The following is a 16,786-nucleotide window of genomic DNA, read 5'->3' on the forward strand; positions in this document are numbered from 1 at the left end:
TATAGATGAAAAAATTGATCATTGCCTCATTCATAGCAGCTGTAAGTTTAGTTGCCAGCGAACTTCCAAATGGCCAATACGTATGTGCTACAAGTGCGGTTCTAGATAAAGATTTTAAAGTAATCAAAAAGATTCCACTAACAAAAGAGAATATTAAAAAGTTTGGCTTTGGTTATACAAAAAAGATAACCTGATCGTCGATGTAACCGGAGAGAAATTTACAAAAACTGGTACAAAAAATAGTCTCTATTTTTATGAAAATAGTGCAAAAGGTATGAAGCACATCGCTTTGGTATTCAAAGATGGCAAGTATACTGGAAAAGAGCCATTTACAATGATCGTCGCTTCACCAAAAATAAACTATACCGCTACATGTATAAAACAGGTTAAAAAGAAGTAATCATCCCCCACCTGTAAAGCCAAGGAACTCAACCTTATCGCCCTCTTTGGGCGTAAACTTTTCCCAATCCTCTTTTTTGACAATCTCCATATTCACTGCAACCGCCATAACTTTATCTTCAATTTTTAAATCTTTTAAAATATCAGCTATGCTCTTATTTGGTGCAATATCTTTTTGTTCACCGTTTATTGTTATCAACAATACACTCTCCTTTGGTAAATGGCTCCATATATTTTGCCACTAAAAATTTGTGTTTTGCATAAGCAAGCTGACAAGGATTCATGCCTAATGCATTTTTTAGATTTGGATTGGCACCCATTTTGATAAGGTAATCGATAAGCTTTATATCTCCCATAAATGCAGCCTGATGGAGAGGAGTGATACCGTATCTGTTTTTAGCATTGATATCTGCATCATGTTTGATAAGATAGTAGACTATCTTGTATCTTCTTTGCCCTACTGCATAGTGCAGCGGTGTCATGCCGTTGAGATCCTCATCATCTACATCTGCCCCATGCTCTACAAGATATCTCACAATGGGGAGATTGCGCATCTTCACTGCCATTATAAGGGGTGTGATGCCGGCTTTTGAGCTCTTTTCGATGTCTGCTCCATAAGTTACGAGGTATTTTACCTTTTCCAAATCACCCTTATAGATAGCTTCATGGAGCTTTCCCCATCCATTGACACTATCTGCAAGTACGAAGGTTAAAGCTGCTAAAAAAAGTAGAATTTTCTTCATTTTTGCTCCTTGTACTTATTATAGCAAAAAATTATTGTTTAATAATATTTACCATCTTAAACCGCTCTCCCATCTGATTGGGAGCTATTAATATTTTAACCTTTTCAAGCTCCCTTTTATATACTTCAAATCCCTTGCTTTGCATAATCTTTTCTAAAAGCTCAGTAATTCCAAAATCAACGAGTGCTGCAAGTTGTGTTTTGTATGCAACTTTTTCAAATCCTGCCTCTTCAAAAGAGTCTATGAGGTAAGCAAAATGTACATCATAGGTAATATCGCTCTTTTTGTAATATTTGCTAATATCTAGTCCCTCTTCAAAAAAGGGATGGACTTGGTGCTCATAGTATATACGCAAAGAAAATTCGTTGCGATGCTCCAAATCCCCGTAATCAAAAGCGACAAATTCTACTTTCTCAAAAGCTTGCGCTAATTGCTTTGCAAAAGAGCCAAATCCGCGACTAATTTCACCTTTTTGTATTCCATATTTATGTGCAATGGAGGCAATATCCTCTTCACACTCATCCCAAACTACCTGAAATTCTTTGACATATCCCATTTTGCCTTTATAGTAGAGTTCACAAGGAAATGCATCAAAGATCTCATTGGCTACAACAAAACCCTGTTTCTTTTTTACATTTTTGAGCGATATATAGTGCTCTAGCTTTACTGTATTGCCAAAACTTTGTTTGAAATACTCTTGCTGGATCTTTTGCAGATGAGTAAATGGCTCAACTATTGCAAAAGTCAGACGCTTTATAAGAGATGGATCGAAAGTATAGAGAAACTGTACAATATCAGCCAAGAGATAGCCTCTGTGTGCTCCTACTTCAAAGATTGTAGCATCATGTGAAAGTACTCCATTTTGTATTTGTTTATAGATGTGATTTGCAATCGCTCCTCCAAAAAGCGGTGAGACACTCACAGCTGTAAAAAAGTCTCCGCTCTTTCCAATCTCTAAAGGTTTTGTATAGTATCCACCCTCACCATAGAGCCACTGATAGAAAAACTGACTAAAGGGAATCATGGATGCATCTCTTTATAGATATTTTGTAAAATCTGCTGCTTTTGAAGTTGATAGATCTCTTTATCAAGAAGACGTATCTTGTATGAATTTTGCAAAATCTCTAGATCATAGGTCGTCTTCTCACCAGCTTTTACTAAATCTTTTGTCTTTTTGACTAGATCTTTGTAGAGGGCTATATCTTCATCTGCCAAAGCCATGCGCTCTTGCAGTTTTTGCAATTTGTCTTCGACTTTAGCAAACTCCATCTCTTTGTCTCTTTGCGTTATCGCATACCCTACACGGTTTTTGAGGTAGTCGAGTTTGGCAATTTCGATATTTTTCAAAGAATTGATATCAAAAAGCGGCATACTCACTGCAAATCCGTAGGTATAAAAGTAGTCACTATACCTATATCCCGGAACATAGAGACTTCCTTGCATTGATTGGTAGTTGTATGATCCAAAAACAGAAACAGTAGGCAAGTAGCGAGCAACCTGCATCCATCTGTTATATTTGCTCGCTTGTATGCTTGCTTGTGCAATTGTCAGGTCATAATTATGTGAAAGGTAATACTCCTTTTTTATGAGCTGAAAGTTTGGCAGTTTGAGGTTATCAATGTTAGTATCACTGATTTTTGCAAAGTTCCTCGCAACCTCTCTCTTTTGGTCTTCAAGATTTATCACTTGCAGCTTAGCACTGTTTTTTTTCATAATTGCATTATCTAAGAAGGTGCTATCTAGCTCACCATGCAGATACTGTTCTCTTTTGATTTTGATATCGAGATATGCATTTTTTAGTGCCAACTGTTGCTTTTTTATCTGCAGATCCAAAATTTTATACTGTGTTGCTAGGGCAATAGCTTGGAAAACAAGTTGACGCCGCTTTTTATCAACACTCTTCACATTTGCTATTTTTGTAGCATCTGCATAGAGTATTGCAGCCCAGATTCCACCACTTTTAAAAAGTGGCTGCTCAAGTGTTATGGTGAAGGTTTTAAGAAGTTGATTGGGAAACTGATTGCCTTCTTGATAGCGATAGCTCATCTGAATAGGATTGATCCAGCTATCTCGTAACTTCTTTGCTTCTACAACTGCTCTTTCTCTCTCTATTTGAAGCTCTTTTTGCTGGATACTTGCAAGCCAGCTATCATCTGCTATGAGCAACAAGGGCAAGAAAAAGAGTACTCTTTTCAAGACGTTAGCTCCACCAATGCCTCTTTGAATCTCTCAATCCCTTCATCAATCTCCTCTTTTGTAATAGTCAGAGGTGGCAAGAATCTCACTGTGTTGCGCCCAGCTTTGAGGATAAGCACCCTCTTATCAAATGCCTTATTGATGATCTGACTTTGGAGTTTGCTGCTCTTTGCACGCAGTCCTCGCATAAAGCCTATTCCTACCTCTTTGACAAATATATCTCCAAACCCTTTTGCAATCTCTTTGAGCTTCTCTTCAAAATAGATCATCTTCTGATCGAGTTTTCCACTGGCTTTGTACTCTTCTAGCATATTCACAACTTCTAATGCTGCACGCGTACTTAAGTAGTTACCTCCAAAGGTACTTCCATGATCACCTGGTTTGAAAATATCTTTGAGTCTTGTCATCACTGCACCTATTGGCACACCTCCACCTAAACCCTTTGCAAGGGTGATGATATCTGGTTCTATTTCATAGAGATTGCTTGCTAGCAATTCACCGGTGCGATAAATCCCCGTCTGTACCTCATCAACTATAAGCAAGATATCTTTTTGCTTGAGAAATTTTGCAAGCTCTTGAACAGCAACTTTATCTTGGGGCTCTACTCCCCCCTCTCCCTGGATGAGCTCTATCATCACTGCAACTGTCTTCTCATCGATAAGTGAAGGAATCTGCTCAAGATTTTCTGCATAGACAAATCCGTCAGGAAATGGACCAAAATATGTATGCATAGCCTCTTGGCCTGTTGCTTTGAGTGCAGTAATTGTACGGCCATGAAATGAGTGTTTGAGTGTTATAATTTTGTAGCGTTTAATCTCATCATCTACTTCACCATATTTTCTAGCTATCTTGATAGCCCCCTCGTTTGCCTCGGCTCCACTATTGGCAAAGAAGAGCCTCATATCGTAGCCACTCAGCTCCACGAGTCTCTTTGCTAAAAGTGCTTGTGGCTCAATGAGATAGAGATTTGAGATATGAATAATCTTTTTTGCTTGATCACATATTGCATCAGCCAATCTCTTATTCCCATGTCCAACACTCACAACACCTATACCACTAGTAAAATCGATATAGTCTTTGTTCTCTTCATCAAAAAGCGTTGCATTTTTGCCATATTTGAAATTGACATAATTTCTTGCATATGTATGCAAAACATACTGCAGATCCATCTCTTTAAGATTCATTGACTTTCCTTATTGAAACTTTGACATCTTGAAAGATCGCATTATATCCCCAGTTATCTGCACGATCAGGAGTGACATAGTTGATCGCACTTCCACTATAGGCGAGGATACAGTCATCGCGCAGTTCTGCAAGGAGCCTCACTTCCATTTCCAGTTTTCCATATTCACTCACCACTTCTACCCTATCACCATCATGGAGTTTACTTGAGAGTGGCACATAGAGGTATGGGTCTCTTTTAAACTGTGAATTGATAGCATTTTTGGCTTTTGGTGTAATGAGATGATACTCATTTGTAATGAGATCTGACTCATCCTCAACCTCATCGATGAAGCAAAAAGGCTCTTCGAAACCCTCTTGATAGGGCACCTCCTCAAAACTTGGCAAAAGATAGTATTCGCCTCTTTTTTTGAGCTGCTTAAGAAAGTGATCGATGTATTCTTGCTCTGGTTTTAATTCCCCCAATCCAAAACGGTTCATCATTGCATTTGTAAACTCATATTCACTCAGCGCCTTCTCATTTTCCTCAAGCTTTGGCATCAGCTCAACATACTCATGCCCATAGCTAAAGCGTATATCGTTTTTTTGCAAGAAATTTTTGGCTGGAATAAAAAGATCTGCCATCTTGGCAGTCTCATCTTCATAAAGTCCAAAAACAACAGTGAAGCTCTCTTGCAGTCCAGCTCTCACCTTTGCACTATTTGGCATAGTGACTGCTGGATTGCTGCCTTGAATGAAACACAAATCATATGCTCCAAAATCAACCAAGGGTTTTGCTACCCGTTTGGCTTTGACTGCAAAAGGATCATCCAATCCAGCAGATGTATCACCCAAAAAGCTTACTCCACATCCTTCTTTGCCAAAAAGACCAAGCATCGCAGCCAAACTATCTATTGCTCTGACTACTTCAGTGCCATGAGCATACTTTTGCACACCATTACCTACCAAAATGACCGTTTTCATATCCATCATAAGTTCAGCAAGTGTTGCGATATCCACAAGATCTACGCCAATTTTATCAGTGGTAGGCACCATGCGATAACTGCGGATAAAGTCTACATAGAAACTATAATCTTGCGTATGCTTTTCTATAAATGCTTCATCCTCTCTATTTTGCATATAGACAAATCGGGCAAGAATGCAGGCTAGCTCAAGGTCGGAACGTGGAGTAATCTGCAGATGCATAGCAGCATTTTTTGCCAGATTCGTACGCACCGGATCGATTACTACAAGAGATTTACCCTCTAAAAATGGAAGAATGTGATGGTTGGTATAGCCGATATTTCTCCCCCACACAATAACTAGCTCACTCTTTTGAATCTGCTCTAAAGGAAGAATGAGATTTTTCCCTCTTCCCTGCTTGATACCTAGCTGCCCCGCTGCATCACAGAGGCTTCCTTCGGTAAGAGTTGCTCCAATTGCACTAAAGAAAAGATCAGTGACAGCTTGCATCTTGCCTACATTGCCACTACCACGAAAATGGAGAATCTCATTTGACTCTTTAATCTTCTCCTCTAAAATATCGAGAGCTTCATCAAGGGTTATCTCTTTGCCTTTGAAGCGTGCAGTGGTGCTTTGAGGATAATCGAAGTAGTGATTGAGCTTGTAGCAAAGATGCCCTCTTGTTAAAGGGTGACCCTTGTCTCCTTTAAGCTCTTTTCCATTATAGATGACGCTACATGCATCATAACAATCTAAAGGACATGCAGTTTTCATTTAATCTCCACCTTTACTATTTTTCCAAAAATTTTGGGAGCAGGTATTGCAATTTCTGCTTTATACTGCGTAATAAAATTGGTATCTGTAATGCGATGTAAAGTAATAAATTCCCCTACAACTCTTTTGCCATTTATAAAAATCTTTTTCTCTTTTATCCCCTCGATCTCCTGGGGGCTCAGATAGAGAGTCACTTTTGCTTTTGTAATATCGGCTACATCTACTAAAGGCGCTCCCATAGCTACAAAATCACCAACCCTAGGGTAGATATTATAAACATAGCCAGAAATTTTGGGATTCTTTTTGCTTATCACATCTTTGGTTTTTGTAAGCTGTAGCTGCAAATCAGCCAACTGCATCAAGAGGTTATCGAGTTTCTCTTTTGTAGCGAGATAGTTTTGACGCGCTGCTAAGTATTCAGCTTGGCGCATATTCTTCTCATAGCGAGGTTTTGTGGAGAGATTTTTAATGCGCTCATAATTTTCTCTTTTGATCTGCATGACTGCCGCAGCTGTCTGCAAAGAGTCTTTCGTGATTTTGATGATTGATTGAAGGTTATTAGTCTTTTTTTGAATATTTTTAAGTGTGGCACGATCGATCTTGTCATCAATGCCAACAATTACTGCATCATGCACCACTTGTGACTCTTTTGTATAGTCACTAAAAACAACTTCGCCGCTTGCAGCCGCTTTGATATGATAGATTTGCAGTGGTTCCACCTTAACACTATGGACTTTTGCTATGAGCATCAAAGGCAAAACCATCAAAAAAAGTAGTCGCATATACTCCCTTTTGAAGTAGTAAAGATATTTTACTACAACTTGTTGTAGATGGATAAATATTTCAATGCTATCAAAATGCGTAAACTTTACTTAATTTTCAAACGCTCTATCATCTTTTGGAGACACTTTCCGATCTTTGGCAAGTGTGGTGAAACTGTATGAATGCCCTTTATATGAGATGGAAGAGCTACTATTCTTTGGAGACACTCTTTTTGCATTGCTTCGAGATTTTTTTCTTCTATACACCTTTTTCCTTTATCCATCACTTTTTTTAGAAGCTTTTTATGCCCAGGATGCTCGCTCTTTGCACAATCTACAATATCATCATACTCTTTCCTAAATACCTGCTTCAAACCTGGAAGAGTGATTTTATGAGGGCTCCATTTCATCTTTGGCTGATTTGCATATGCTGCAAGTTTATAAGCGCAATCAAGAGAGGGCATATCATCACATGTTGTAAGTTTCGTTCCCACTCCCCATGCATCGATTGGAGCACCTTTGGTTAAAAACTCATCTATCATGTACTCATCCACGCCACCACTCACTAAGATTATCGCATCTTCGAATCCTGCACTATCGAGTATTTTTCTTGCCTCTCTTGCGAGAATTTCGATATCTCCACTATCTATGCGAATACCTTTGAAACTTTTAAGCCCCAATTTTTTTACAACTTCGATAGCTTTTTTCACACCTTCTAGAGTATCAAATGTATCTACGAGTAAAATTGCGTTATCTGGATAGGTGTGAATAAAATCTTTAAATGCTTCCTCTTCACTATTATGCGCTAGAATAAATGAGTGTGCCATAGTACCAAAAACATTGATACCATACATTTTGCCTGCTAAGAGATTGGATGTACCCAAAAATCCAGTCATATAGGAGTACTTGGCAGCTTTAAGGCTTGAATCTATTCCATGAGCTCTTCTCGCTCCAAAATCTACAAGCTTCGTATCTCTTGCTACGCTTACACACCTGGCTGCCTTAGTAGCTGCCATGATGGGATACTGTAAAGTGTTAATAAGAAGTGTCTCAATGATTTGCGCTTCCACCAAAGAGGCTTTGACTACTACTAAAGGCTCATTGGCAAAGACTATCTCGCCATCATCTACTGCCCAGACCTCTCCACAAAAGCGAAAATTTGCAAGATAATCCAAAAACTCACTTGAAAAGAGGTCTAACGAATCAAGATATACTAAAGTTTCACGAGAAAAACGAAAATTCTCAATATTTTCTATAAGTTCTGCTACTCCACCCATTATAAAATATGCTCTTTTGCTACTTGGACGGATATAAAAATCAAATACCGCCTCCTCATTCATCCCTTTATCAAAATAGACCTGTGCCATTGTAAGCTCATAGAGATCGGTCATGAGAACTTTGAGAGAATCGTGCATTGTATCTCCTATGGTAAACTACTATAAATTATACCAAGGAGCGGTTATGAGAGTACAGATAACTTCCTACGATACACTCATAGTAGTCGATATGCAAAAAGATTTCATGCCTGGTGGTGCACTTGCAGTCAAGGAGGCTGATACAATTATTGGAAGAGTCAATGCGTATATAAAGCTTTTTACGAAAACTTCGCAGCCGATCTTTTTCACTCGTGACTGGCATCCCCACAATCACATCTCCTTTCAAGACCAAGGGGGCGCATGGCCACCGCACTGCGTGCAAGGAACCCAAGGAGCAGCATTTGCTGATGGTCTTTATATCCCACAGGATAATCGCTTCATTATCTCAAAAGGAACATCGCAAGATTTTGATGCATACTCTGGATTTCAAGGAACACTTCTTTTGGATCTTTTGCAAGAACGTGGTATAAAACGGGTCTTTATTTGCGGTGTTGCTACCGATTTTTGCGTCAAGCATACCGCTCTTGGAGCATTGCACTATGGATTTACTACATTTGTTTTAGAAGATGCTACCAAAGCAGTATTTGATCAAGAAGCTGCTCTTAAAGAACTCTTAAAAAGCGGTGCTATTGCAACAGATTTCAACTCTATAAGTAAGTATAAGTTATAATTTGAAAAAAAGGAGCACATATGCAAGAAACACAACTACAAAAATTCAAAAATCTTTTAGAACAGCGATTAGAAAAGATTGAGAGTGAGATTAAAAATCTTCAAAATGAGTTGGAAGAGTTGGCAAATTACGACAGTATTGATGACTTGGAGGATCTCTCCGTTATTGAAAATATCAACGATGATGATAAGGCACTCTTACAAAAACTTTTGTATGAGAGAAAAAGCGTTAAAAAAGCTCTAAAAAAAATCGAAACAGGTGAGTATGGCAAATGTAGTGACGGATCAGAGATACCTTTAGAAGTTTTAGAAGCGAATCCTTTACATGAGTGCTAAGATATGCAAGAGCTAGAACTCTATCTTGATCAACTCAAAGATATTGTAAAGAAGCGGGGACTCAAATACTCCTCGCAACGTGAACAGATTTTGCGTGTGCTCTTCAACGCCAAAAAACATCTCACTCCTGAAGAGATCTACAATGAAGTAAAAAAAGAGAACCCCTCTATCGGGTTAGCAACTGTCTATCGCACATTGGCATTTTTGGAAAGAGAAAAATTTGTTAACTCCATATCATTTGGAACTGAAGGGAAAAAATATGAACTCAATAGAGGTGAGCATCACGATCATATGATATGCATCAAATGTGGAGATATTTTGGAGTTTTTCAATGAAGAGCTAGAATCTCTTCAAGAAGAGATTGCCAAAAAGTTTAACTTCAAACTCATTACCCATGAGATGAATATGTATGGTATATGTCCAAAGTGCCAAAAAACTAGTGACGATATATAAGTTCTCTTTGCTCTTTTGGTTTTTTTGCATCGCTTTGGACTTTATTGACCATATAGATAGGCGCAATAAAAATAAAAAGAATTGTAACTACTAAAAAAAGAGCCAAAAGATACATAGGGATAAGGCGCTTATGCTTACTCTCCATTACTGCTCCTCTCTACGAGTTTGAGTGACTCTAAGGTATTGAGTAAAATCTGCTTTTTTGTGACAAGTGGCTTCGTGCGAAGATTTTTTTCTTTCTTATCAAGTTTAGGATTGGCGATGATCTGCATAAACTCCTCTTCTAGCTTTTTAATGAGTTTATGCATACACTCTTCATACTCTTTTGTAATATCCATTACTTACTCTTTGGTCTAAAGACTTTGATGACACTCTCATCTGTTTCGATATATGGTCCTCCAATGAGATCGATACAGTATGGAACAGCTGGAAATACAGCATCAAGACACTCTCTGATACTCTTTGGCTTACCGGGGAGATTGATGATGAGACTCTTGCCGCGAATACCAGCAGTTTGCCTCGATAAAATTGCAGTAGGAACATACTGCAAGCTCACTGCTCGCATCTGCTCACCAAATCCCGGAAGCATCTTTTCGCACACAGCCTCTGTGGCTTCAGGAGTTACATCTCTTGGTGCCGGTCCAGTCCCACCGGTAGTTACAACAAGAGCACACTCTTCATCATCACAAAGTTCAATGAGAGCCTTTTTGATCTCATCGAGCTCATCTGGAATGCAACGATAGACTATCTCAAAATCATTTTTGAGATATTCACTCATTGTATCCATTATTGCTTTGCCACTAATATCTTCATAGATACCAGCGCTTGCCCTGTCACTCGCTGTTATTACGCCAATTTTAATCTTATTCATCCCTACCCTTTAAAAGATGTCCTACATCTTTGATCATATAGACTGTGGCATATTGTATAAAAAACTCTTTTGCTTTTTTACTATCTATTATTTTATCTTGTTCGCCTAAGTAAACCTCAATCTCTACTCCACTTCTCTTCAAACTCTCAAGATCTTCACACTTCCATTCAAAAAAGAGAAGCTCTTTGAGCTCTCCTAAAGTCGGCTTACTTTGAAACTTCTCTAGATCCATCATGGCTGGATAGCTCGCCTTTTTGTAAAAAAAACGCATATAGAGCTCTTGATTTTTTGCGTAAGCTATGATCTCTTTGTTTTTTAGCTCTTTTGGAAGATAGTTGAAAAAAGCAGGAGAAAAGAGCTGCAACTTCTCTACTCTCCCTCCCTCAGTAATAGTCTGGAGTGCATCAAGCAAAGCCTTTTGTGTTCCAAAGCTGAATCCAGCAATACAAAATTTTCCTCTATCAAGGTACTCCAAAAAAAGCAATTTATCATTGCGAAATCCAAAGCCACTATAAAAGCGCATCTAACAGCTCTTTAATTTCTTGATTTGTGAGAGATTCTTTTCTTTGCAACTCTTGTGCAATTTTTTGGATAGTTTCACGGTGTTGATGGAGATACTTTTGCAGTTCACTCAAGGCACTATCGATTATGGCCATAGCATCTGCTATATCGCCATAGAGCCTCTCACCCATCCCATACTCTTGCACCATCTCGATTGCCATCTGCTTCGCTCTTGCCAAATCTTGCGCAGCATTGGAAAAAGCTTCATTGTAAAAGATCTGCATTGCCACATACCCAGCAAGAAGTACTTTGATTCTTGCAAGATAATCACTCTTTGATACAATCTCTTTATCAAGCTCTTTTATTGTGCCACCTATCAAAGATATCTTGTCAAACTCAACTTCATACCAGTGAGCAGCTAGCGCTTTGGCTGCTTGGTATACCGATTGTATCTCTTTCTCTTTTTCGCTAAAAGCGAGGATCTTTTTCTTGCCAAAGAGTACTTTATCCTTGACCTCTTCAAAATCACTGAGCTCCACCATTCGTTTCTTTTTGCGCAGAGCATGGAGTGCTGCTTCATTGACTAGACTTGCCAGTGCCGCACCACTAAATCCAACTGTCATGTCAGCTAGCTTATTCACATCTACATAATGGGGAATATTTTTGAGATAGATTTGTAAAATTTTTGCTCTTTCTTCTTTATTTGGCAAAGAGACAAATATACGCCTATCAAATCTACCAGGTCTTAAAAGCGCTTCATCTAAAACCTCGATCTTGTTTGTCGCCCCTATAACAATCACACCGCTTGAAGGCTCAAATCCATCCATCTCAGTGAGCAACTGGTTGAGTGTGGCTTCTCTCTCGTCATTGCGCATTCCACCTCTAGCTTTTCCTACAGCGTCAATCTCATCGATAAAGACAATACTTGGTGCCATCTCTTTGGCTTTTGCAAAGAGCTCACGCACCCGCTTTGCGCCCATACCTACATAGATCTGGACAAATGCACTTCCACTTTGATAAAAAAACGGAACTCCCGCTTCTCCTGCTACAGCTTTTGCTATGAGTGTTTTTCCAACTCCAGGAGGTCCTACGAGTAAAACCCCTTTGGGCATGCGTACACCAAACTCAGTATATTTTTGTGGATCTTTTAAAAAATCGATTATCTCTTCAAGTTCTTCTTTGACCTCTTCAATACCTGCCACATCATCAAAAGTGACATCACTCACTTGTGGTGCAATATTGGATTTAAACTCTTCTGGCTCTTGCACAGGAGCTATCTGGATCTGATGTTGGATTGGAATTGGCTCGCTTTGTCGTTTGCGCAAATAGTAAAGCAGATAGCCAAGAACCCCTGTTAACAAAATCAAAGAGATAATATCTATAACAAACTGGCTATTTTCTTGCATCGTTACCGGAACCTTCTTATAAAGTGTAGCTATATCTATAGCATCTTTTGGAATTGTATAGCTATGCCCCTGACTCACAATTGTGACATATTTTTGACCTATAATAGCTTTGTCTATCATATTATTATCCAAAAGTGTCTCATATGTTGTGATATCGAGGGGTTGTTCGTTTTCATATTTTGAGACAAAAAGAGCTGCCAAAAGTACAAAGAGAAGAAGAGAAGATAGAAGTATAAGAAGTTTTTTTCTAAATTTTTGCAAAATTTCCCTCTTTGGTGACTTCATACTCTTCCACATAGACCCAATTTCCTCTAAGATCCAAATCACTCTCAATTGTAATTGGATTGTAAAACTGATCATATCCTAAATATTTCTCACCTTTTTTACTCTCAACAAGTACTTCTAGAGGTTTTTTCTCCTGGCGGAATTCAAAATTTTTCTCCTCAATTAGTCCTTTGATAACACGATATCTTTGCTTTGCCACATCACCACGGACCTGTTCTTTCATTGCAGCTGCCGGTGTACCATCACGCTTAGAGTAGGTAAAAAGATGAATATGTGTAAGTGGAAATTTAGCAAGATTTTCCAAAGCCTCCTGGAAATTTTTCTCATTCTCACCAGGGTGTCCTACTATAAAATCTGTCCCTATTGCATATCCATGGGATGCTATTTCATCAAAGAGTTCGAGATCTTGTGTAACTTTATTGCGTCTATGCATAATTGCTAGCATCTCTTCACTTGTATGTTGCAAAGCTATATGGAGATGTTTTGCCATCCATGGCTCATCAAGAAGCTCTTTAAACTCATCAGTAATCTGCATAGGCTCAATTGAGCCTATGCGGACTCTGCGCACACCTCTAATCTGCGATACTCTCTTGAGCAGCTTTGCTAGTGAAGTGCCTCTATCTTTTCCATAACTTCCAACATTAGTGCCGGTAAAAATAAATTCACCAAAGCCATTGGCTGCGAGTTTGCGGATCTGCTCTAAGATCAGCTCTTCATCGTGGCTCCTTGCATTTCCACGTACATAGGGAATGATGCAGTAGCTGCAGCGAAAATCACACCCCTCTTGGATTTTGATAAATGCTCTGCTTTTACCCACAAATTCGCTCACTATAGTATCATCAACACTTTCCAAATCACCTAGTTCAAAAAAGTCGTTTCGTTGGAGCAATTCGTTGATTTTTGTCTTTTCTGAGTGACCAAAGACTCCAGCTACCTTTTTCTCTTGAAAAAGTGATTCTCCTTTGGTAAATGCCCCACAACCAGTCAGATAGATCTTTTTGCCAAGGCGATTGATGCGGTTTATATAGTGGCGCACACTACTATCTGCTCCGTTTGTAACGGTACAAGAATTCACAACAATGATATCGGCATCATCCTCTTTTTGGGTGAGAGTAAAATCTTTTAAATTGCTCATCATTACCTGTGTGTCGAAAAGATTTGTTCTGCACCCAAAGGTTTTAAAATAGACTTTCACGCCTCCACCTCATAAATATTTTCTGGTGGCTTTGTAGCAGAAGATTGATCTTTTGTCAAGAATATTTTTTGAGCAGGATATGTGATAGTGATGTCTGGTTCTGCAAGATAGCGCTCTATGATTTCTGCAGAGATTGTGCTGCGGAGTGTCAAGGTTGCATAGGAGTTTGTCATGTACCATAAACTCACGCGTATACCATACTCCTCTGCAAATGTGTAGACACGCACATCAACATTTGTATTTTTGAGATGGTATGTACTGCGAAGTTTGTTGAGCTGTTTGCGTGCAATATCTGTGTAGCCTTTTGCATATTTTCTCGCAATTTCTCGAGCTATATGAGCTGCTTTTTTATAGTTTGAATCAAAAGTAATATTGAAATTGATACTATCCCATACAGTTTTGAGTCCAAGATGTGTATAGTTAGCGATAAGATCTGTAAAAATATAGTTGTTTGGTACAAAAATCACACGCCCTGAGCGAATATTATGAAGATAGCTTGTGAGAGTAACATCTTCTAATATGGTTATACGCAAAAGAGAAATATCGATCACATCTCCTACAAAATCTCTCCCCTCTTTCGTCACCTTTATTCTATCGCCTACATGTATTGATCCTCCTACGACTATCACCATCCAGCCCAAAAGACTCATAAACATATCTTTCATAGCGATCGCGATACCAGCTGATGCAAAACCGAGTATTGTTACAAGATAACTCACATTTTCAATATAAGCAAAGAGAAGTATAAGAATAATGAGTATGGCAAAATTGAAATTGACTATTTTATTCGCCATATAAGCACGCTGATTATCTTGGATATAGCGGCGTATCATCCATTTTAAAATGAGAGTCAAAATAAAAAGTCCCAAAATGATAGCACCTATAGTAGCTGCTTTTTGGCTTTGGAGTTTGATCTCTTCAGTAGTTTTGAGAATATTTTCTTCGATCTTTCTCGTATAAACTGAGAGGGTCTCTTGTGCAATACGCAGTGCCTCTTTGAACTCTTTGATCTCTTGAGTCAGTTCATCGATCTCTTTACGTAGTTTTGGATCTTTAGTGAGTCTGTACTCTTTAAGAAGAAGTGTATTCTTCTCTTCTAAAAGCTTAAGTGCCGCTTGTAAATCGACAAGCTTTTGCTTGTAATACTCTTTATAGCTTTTTATCTTTTTGATATATGAAAGAGCAGAAATTATTTTAAACGGATTTTTGATCTCTGGTGCTTTTTCAATCGGGTGAGGTTTGAGAACCTCTACAAAGGGAGACTCTTTGTATTCATTAAGGAGAGTGAGTTGGCTCTTGAGAGTCTCTAGCTTTGCTTGATAATCTTGCAGCTCCCTCTTCTTTTTGCGTTTTTTTATTTTTCCTATCTTTTTTTCTAGCTCTTTGAGCTCTTTTTGGATCTGATAGTAGGTTTTATAATTTTCATATCTTTTAATCCAGATATTTTTGGATAATTTTTCATCTACACTCTTTAACTCATCATTATAAAGAGCAATTTGTGCTCTCTTTTGTACTTCGATCTCTTCTTGTTTTTGCTTTTGTAGCGTGATATTCTCTTCTGCAAAGCCTAATATAAGAAAAGTAAAAAGCGCTAGGAAAACTCTTAGCATTTTGTAAATTCCTTCAAAACTGCAATGACATCATCTTTTGCCACCTCATCTGAAATGACAAAATCTCCGATTCTTTTTGGCAAAACAAACTTGATTTTGCTATTTTGACTCTTTTTATCAAGAAAGAAGTGTTCATAAAACTGTTCTGGATCTTTGACCCGATAGCAAATAGGCAATCCATATGCAAGCAAGAGATTGCGAATGCGCGCTTCTTCATCTTCACTCATAAGTCCTAATCGCACTGCTAGTCTGTTGGCCATCACTATTCCAATCGCAACAGCTTCACCATGGAGATACTTTTTGTACTGGGTTTCATTCTCTATCACATGGGCAAATGTATGGCCATAGTTGAGACTTGCTCGCACACCTGATTCTTTCTCATCCAAAGAGACAATTTTTGCTTTGAGTTCAACTGAGCGCTTAATTGCCTCTTTGATATGCTCTTCATTTTTGAGTTCATTTTTTTCAAGCCATGCAAAAAACTCCCTATCAAAAACTACAGCCATTTTGATAATTTCTGCCACTCCAGCTGCAAACTCGCGCAGAGGAAGAGTAGAGAGGAAATAAGGATCAATATAGACAGCCTTTGGCTGGTGAAATGCTCCTATAAGATTTTTGCCAAATCTGTTGTTGATACCCGTCTTACCACCTACACTTGCATCTACCTGTGCCAAAAGTGTTGTGGGGATCTGGATAAAATCGATTCCTCTTTGATAGATTGCAGCTGCAAATCCTGTCATATCTCCTATGACTCCCCCTCCAAATGCGATGAGCGTTGATTTGCGATCGATCTGGTGATCGAAAAGGCGATCCAATAGATAGTTCAAACTCTCTTCATTTTTGTAATCCTCTCCATCGGGAAGGGTAACGATGTAGAGCTCTTTTGCTTCTATTTTTGGCAAGAGATAGCCTAGATGGAGGCCCCCAACCTTTGGATTTGTGACCACTACAGCTTTGCTTAAGCCATCAATTTTTGCAATACTGTCAATAAAAATATCATAACTTCTATCATCACTCTTCTTTAGATCAATGTGCACGCGCATCGATACCCTTTTTTCTTTTTATTATAAGGAAATGTTGTTTAGAG

The 16,786-nt window shown here is 38.6% G+C and carries 21 protein-coding genes; 5 read left to right on the top strand and 16 right to left on the bottom strand.

Annotated features, from left to right (window positions below):
* Positions 1 to 5 precede the first annotated feature (5 nt).
* Together JG734_RS05875 and JG734_RS09485 are read left to right on the top strand one after the other, a co-directional pair.
* Positions 6 to 194, top strand: coding sequence for a hypothetical protein (locus JG734_RS05875; RefSeq protein WP_201332372.1), 189 nt, complete (start codon positions 6 to 8; stop codon positions 192 to 194).
* A gap of 80 nt (positions 195 to 274) precedes the next feature.
* A complete protein-coding gene (locus tag JG734_RS09485; RefSeq protein WP_255531372.1) occupies positions 275 to 400 on the top strand; it encodes a hypothetical protein in 126 nt (41 codons plus the stop codon).
* On the opposite strand, the gene thiS is transcribed toward JG734_RS09485, so the two are convergent.
* The 8 genes from thiS to JG734_RS05915 form a co-directional block, all read right to left on the bottom strand.
* Positions 401 to 601 (bottom strand): sulfur carrier protein ThiS, encoded by a 201-nt coding sequence (thiS, locus tag JG734_RS05880; protein WP_201332373.1) that lies wholly within the window; start codon positions 599 to 601, stop codon positions 401 to 403.
* Entirely contained in the window at positions 579 to 1,142 is a 564-nt protein-coding gene (locus JG734_RS05885; protein WP_201332374.1) for an ankyrin repeat domain-containing protein, read from the bottom strand. The genes thiS and JG734_RS05885 overlap by 23 nt, the downstream gene beginning before the upstream one ends.
* A gap of 31 nt (positions 1,143 to 1,173) precedes the next feature.
* Complete coding sequence (locus JG734_RS05890; protein WP_236586808.1) at positions 1,174 to 2,166, bottom strand: SAM-dependent methyltransferase; 993 nt, start codon at positions 2,164 to 2,166, stop codon at positions 1,174 to 1,176.
* Positions 2,163 to 3,338 (bottom strand): TolC family protein, encoded by a 1,176-nt coding sequence (locus JG734_RS05895; protein ID WP_201332375.1) that lies wholly within the window; start codon positions 3,336 to 3,338, stop codon positions 2,163 to 2,165. The genes JG734_RS05890 and JG734_RS05895 overlap by 4 nt, the downstream gene beginning before the upstream one ends.
* Complete coding sequence (locus JG734_RS05900) at positions 3,335 to 4,522, bottom strand: aspartate aminotransferase family protein (protein ID WP_201332376.1); 1,188 nt, start codon at positions 4,520 to 4,522, stop codon at positions 3,335 to 3,337. Before JG734_RS05900 ends, JG734_RS05895 begins: the two co-directional genes overlap by 4 nt.
* A complete protein-coding gene (locus JG734_RS05905) occupies positions 4,512 to 6,236 on the bottom strand; it encodes a molybdopterin-dependent oxidoreductase (protein WP_201332377.1) in 1,725 nt (574 codons plus the stop codon). Before JG734_RS05905 ends, JG734_RS05900 begins: the two co-directional genes overlap by 11 nt.
* On the bottom strand, positions 6,233 to 7,018 hold the full coding sequence (locus JG734_RS05910) for an HlyD family efflux transporter periplasmic adaptor subunit (protein WP_201332378.1): 786 nt from the start codon (positions 7,016 to 7,018) through the stop codon (positions 6,233 to 6,235). Before JG734_RS05910 ends, JG734_RS05905 begins: the two co-directional genes overlap by 4 nt.
* An 86-nt stretch (positions 7,019 to 7,104) precedes the next feature.
* Positions 7,105 to 8,412 (bottom strand): nicotinate phosphoribosyltransferase, encoded by a 1,308-nt coding sequence (locus JG734_RS05915; protein WP_201332379.1) that lies wholly within the window; start codon positions 8,410 to 8,412, stop codon positions 7,105 to 7,107.
* 46 nt (positions 8,413 to 8,458) lie between these two features.
* Between JG734_RS05915 and JG734_RS05920 the strand changes: the two genes are divergently transcribed.
* From JG734_RS05920 to JG734_RS05930, 3 genes are read left to right on the top strand one after another with little or no spacing between them, the layout of a single operon-like run.
* Complete coding sequence (locus JG734_RS05920) at positions 8,459 to 9,043, top strand: nicotinamidase (protein ID WP_201332380.1); 585 nt, start codon at positions 8,459 to 8,461, stop codon at positions 9,041 to 9,043.
* A gap of 20 nt (positions 9,044 to 9,063) precedes the next feature.
* Complete coding sequence (locus JG734_RS05925; RefSeq protein WP_201332381.1) at positions 9,064 to 9,378, top strand: hypothetical protein; 315 nt, start codon at positions 9,064 to 9,066, stop codon at positions 9,376 to 9,378.
* A 3-nt stretch (positions 9,379 to 9,381) separates the two neighbouring features.
* A complete protein-coding gene (locus JG734_RS05930) occupies positions 9,382 to 9,831 on the top strand; it encodes a Fur family transcriptional regulator (protein ID WP_201332382.1) in 450 nt (149 codons plus the stop codon).
* On the opposite strand, the gene JG734_RS05935 is transcribed toward JG734_RS05930, so the two are convergent.
* The 8 genes from JG734_RS05935 to aroB are packed head-to-tail and all read right to left on the bottom strand — an operon-like array spanning position 9,815 to position 16,742.
* Positions 9,815 to 9,976 carry a hypothetical protein gene (locus tag JG734_RS05935; protein WP_201332383.1) on the bottom strand — a complete coding sequence of 54 codons (162 nt, stop codon included), beginning with the start codon at positions 9,974 to 9,976 and terminating at the stop codon, positions 9,815 to 9,817. The two genes, JG734_RS05930 and JG734_RS05935, sit on opposite strands and share 17 nt — an antisense overlap.
* The gene (locus tag JG734_RS05940; RefSeq protein WP_201332384.1) at positions 9,966 to 10,169 is read right to left on the bottom strand and encodes a hypothetical protein; all 204 of its coding nucleotides are present in this window, start codon (positions 10,167 to 10,169) and stop codon (positions 9,966 to 9,968) included. The genes JG734_RS05935 and JG734_RS05940 overlap by 11 nt, the downstream gene beginning before the upstream one ends.
* Positions 10,169 to 10,702 (bottom strand): molybdopterin adenylyltransferase, encoded by a 534-nt coding sequence (gene mog, locus JG734_RS05945; protein ID WP_201332385.1) that lies wholly within the window; start codon positions 10,700 to 10,702, stop codon positions 10,169 to 10,171. The genes JG734_RS05940 and mog overlap by 1 nt, the downstream gene beginning before the upstream one ends.
* On the bottom strand, positions 10,695 to 11,225 hold the full coding sequence (gene bioV, locus JG734_RS05950; RefSeq protein ID WP_201332386.1) for a pimelyl-ACP methyl ester esterase BioV: 531 nt from the start codon (positions 11,223 to 11,225) through the stop codon (positions 10,695 to 10,697). Before bioV ends, mog begins: the two co-directional genes overlap by 8 nt.
* On the bottom strand, positions 11,212 to 12,894 hold the full coding sequence (locus JG734_RS05955; protein ID WP_201332387.1) for an ATP-dependent metallopeptidase FtsH/Yme1/Tma family protein: 1,683 nt from the start codon (positions 12,892 to 12,894) through the stop codon (positions 11,212 to 11,214). The genes bioV and JG734_RS05955 overlap by 14 nt, the downstream gene beginning before the upstream one ends.
* Positions 12,857 to 14,089 (bottom strand): tRNA (N(6)-L-threonylcarbamoyladenosine(37)-C(2))-methylthiotransferase MtaB, encoded by a 1,233-nt coding sequence (gene mtaB, locus JG734_RS05960; RefSeq protein ID WP_201332388.1) that lies wholly within the window; start codon positions 14,087 to 14,089, stop codon positions 12,857 to 12,859. Before mtaB ends, JG734_RS05955 begins: the two co-directional genes overlap by 38 nt.
* Positions 14,086 to 15,699 (bottom strand): mechanosensitive ion channel domain-containing protein, encoded by a 1,614-nt coding sequence (locus JG734_RS05965; protein WP_201332389.1) that lies wholly within the window; start codon positions 15,697 to 15,699, stop codon positions 14,086 to 14,088. The genes mtaB and JG734_RS05965 overlap by 4 nt, the downstream gene beginning before the upstream one ends.
* Positions 15,693 to 16,742, bottom strand: coding sequence for a 3-dehydroquinate synthase (gene aroB, locus JG734_RS05970; protein WP_201332390.1), 1,050 nt, complete (start codon positions 16,740 to 16,742; stop codon positions 15,693 to 15,695). Before aroB ends, JG734_RS05965 begins: the two co-directional genes overlap by 7 nt.
* Positions 16,743 to 16,786: the final 44 nt, after the last annotated feature.

It is taken from the genome of Nitratiruptor sp. YY09-18 (genome assembly GCF_016593235.1).
GTDB lineage: Bacteria > Campylobacterota > Campylobacteria > Campylobacterales > Nitratiruptoraceae > Nitratiruptor.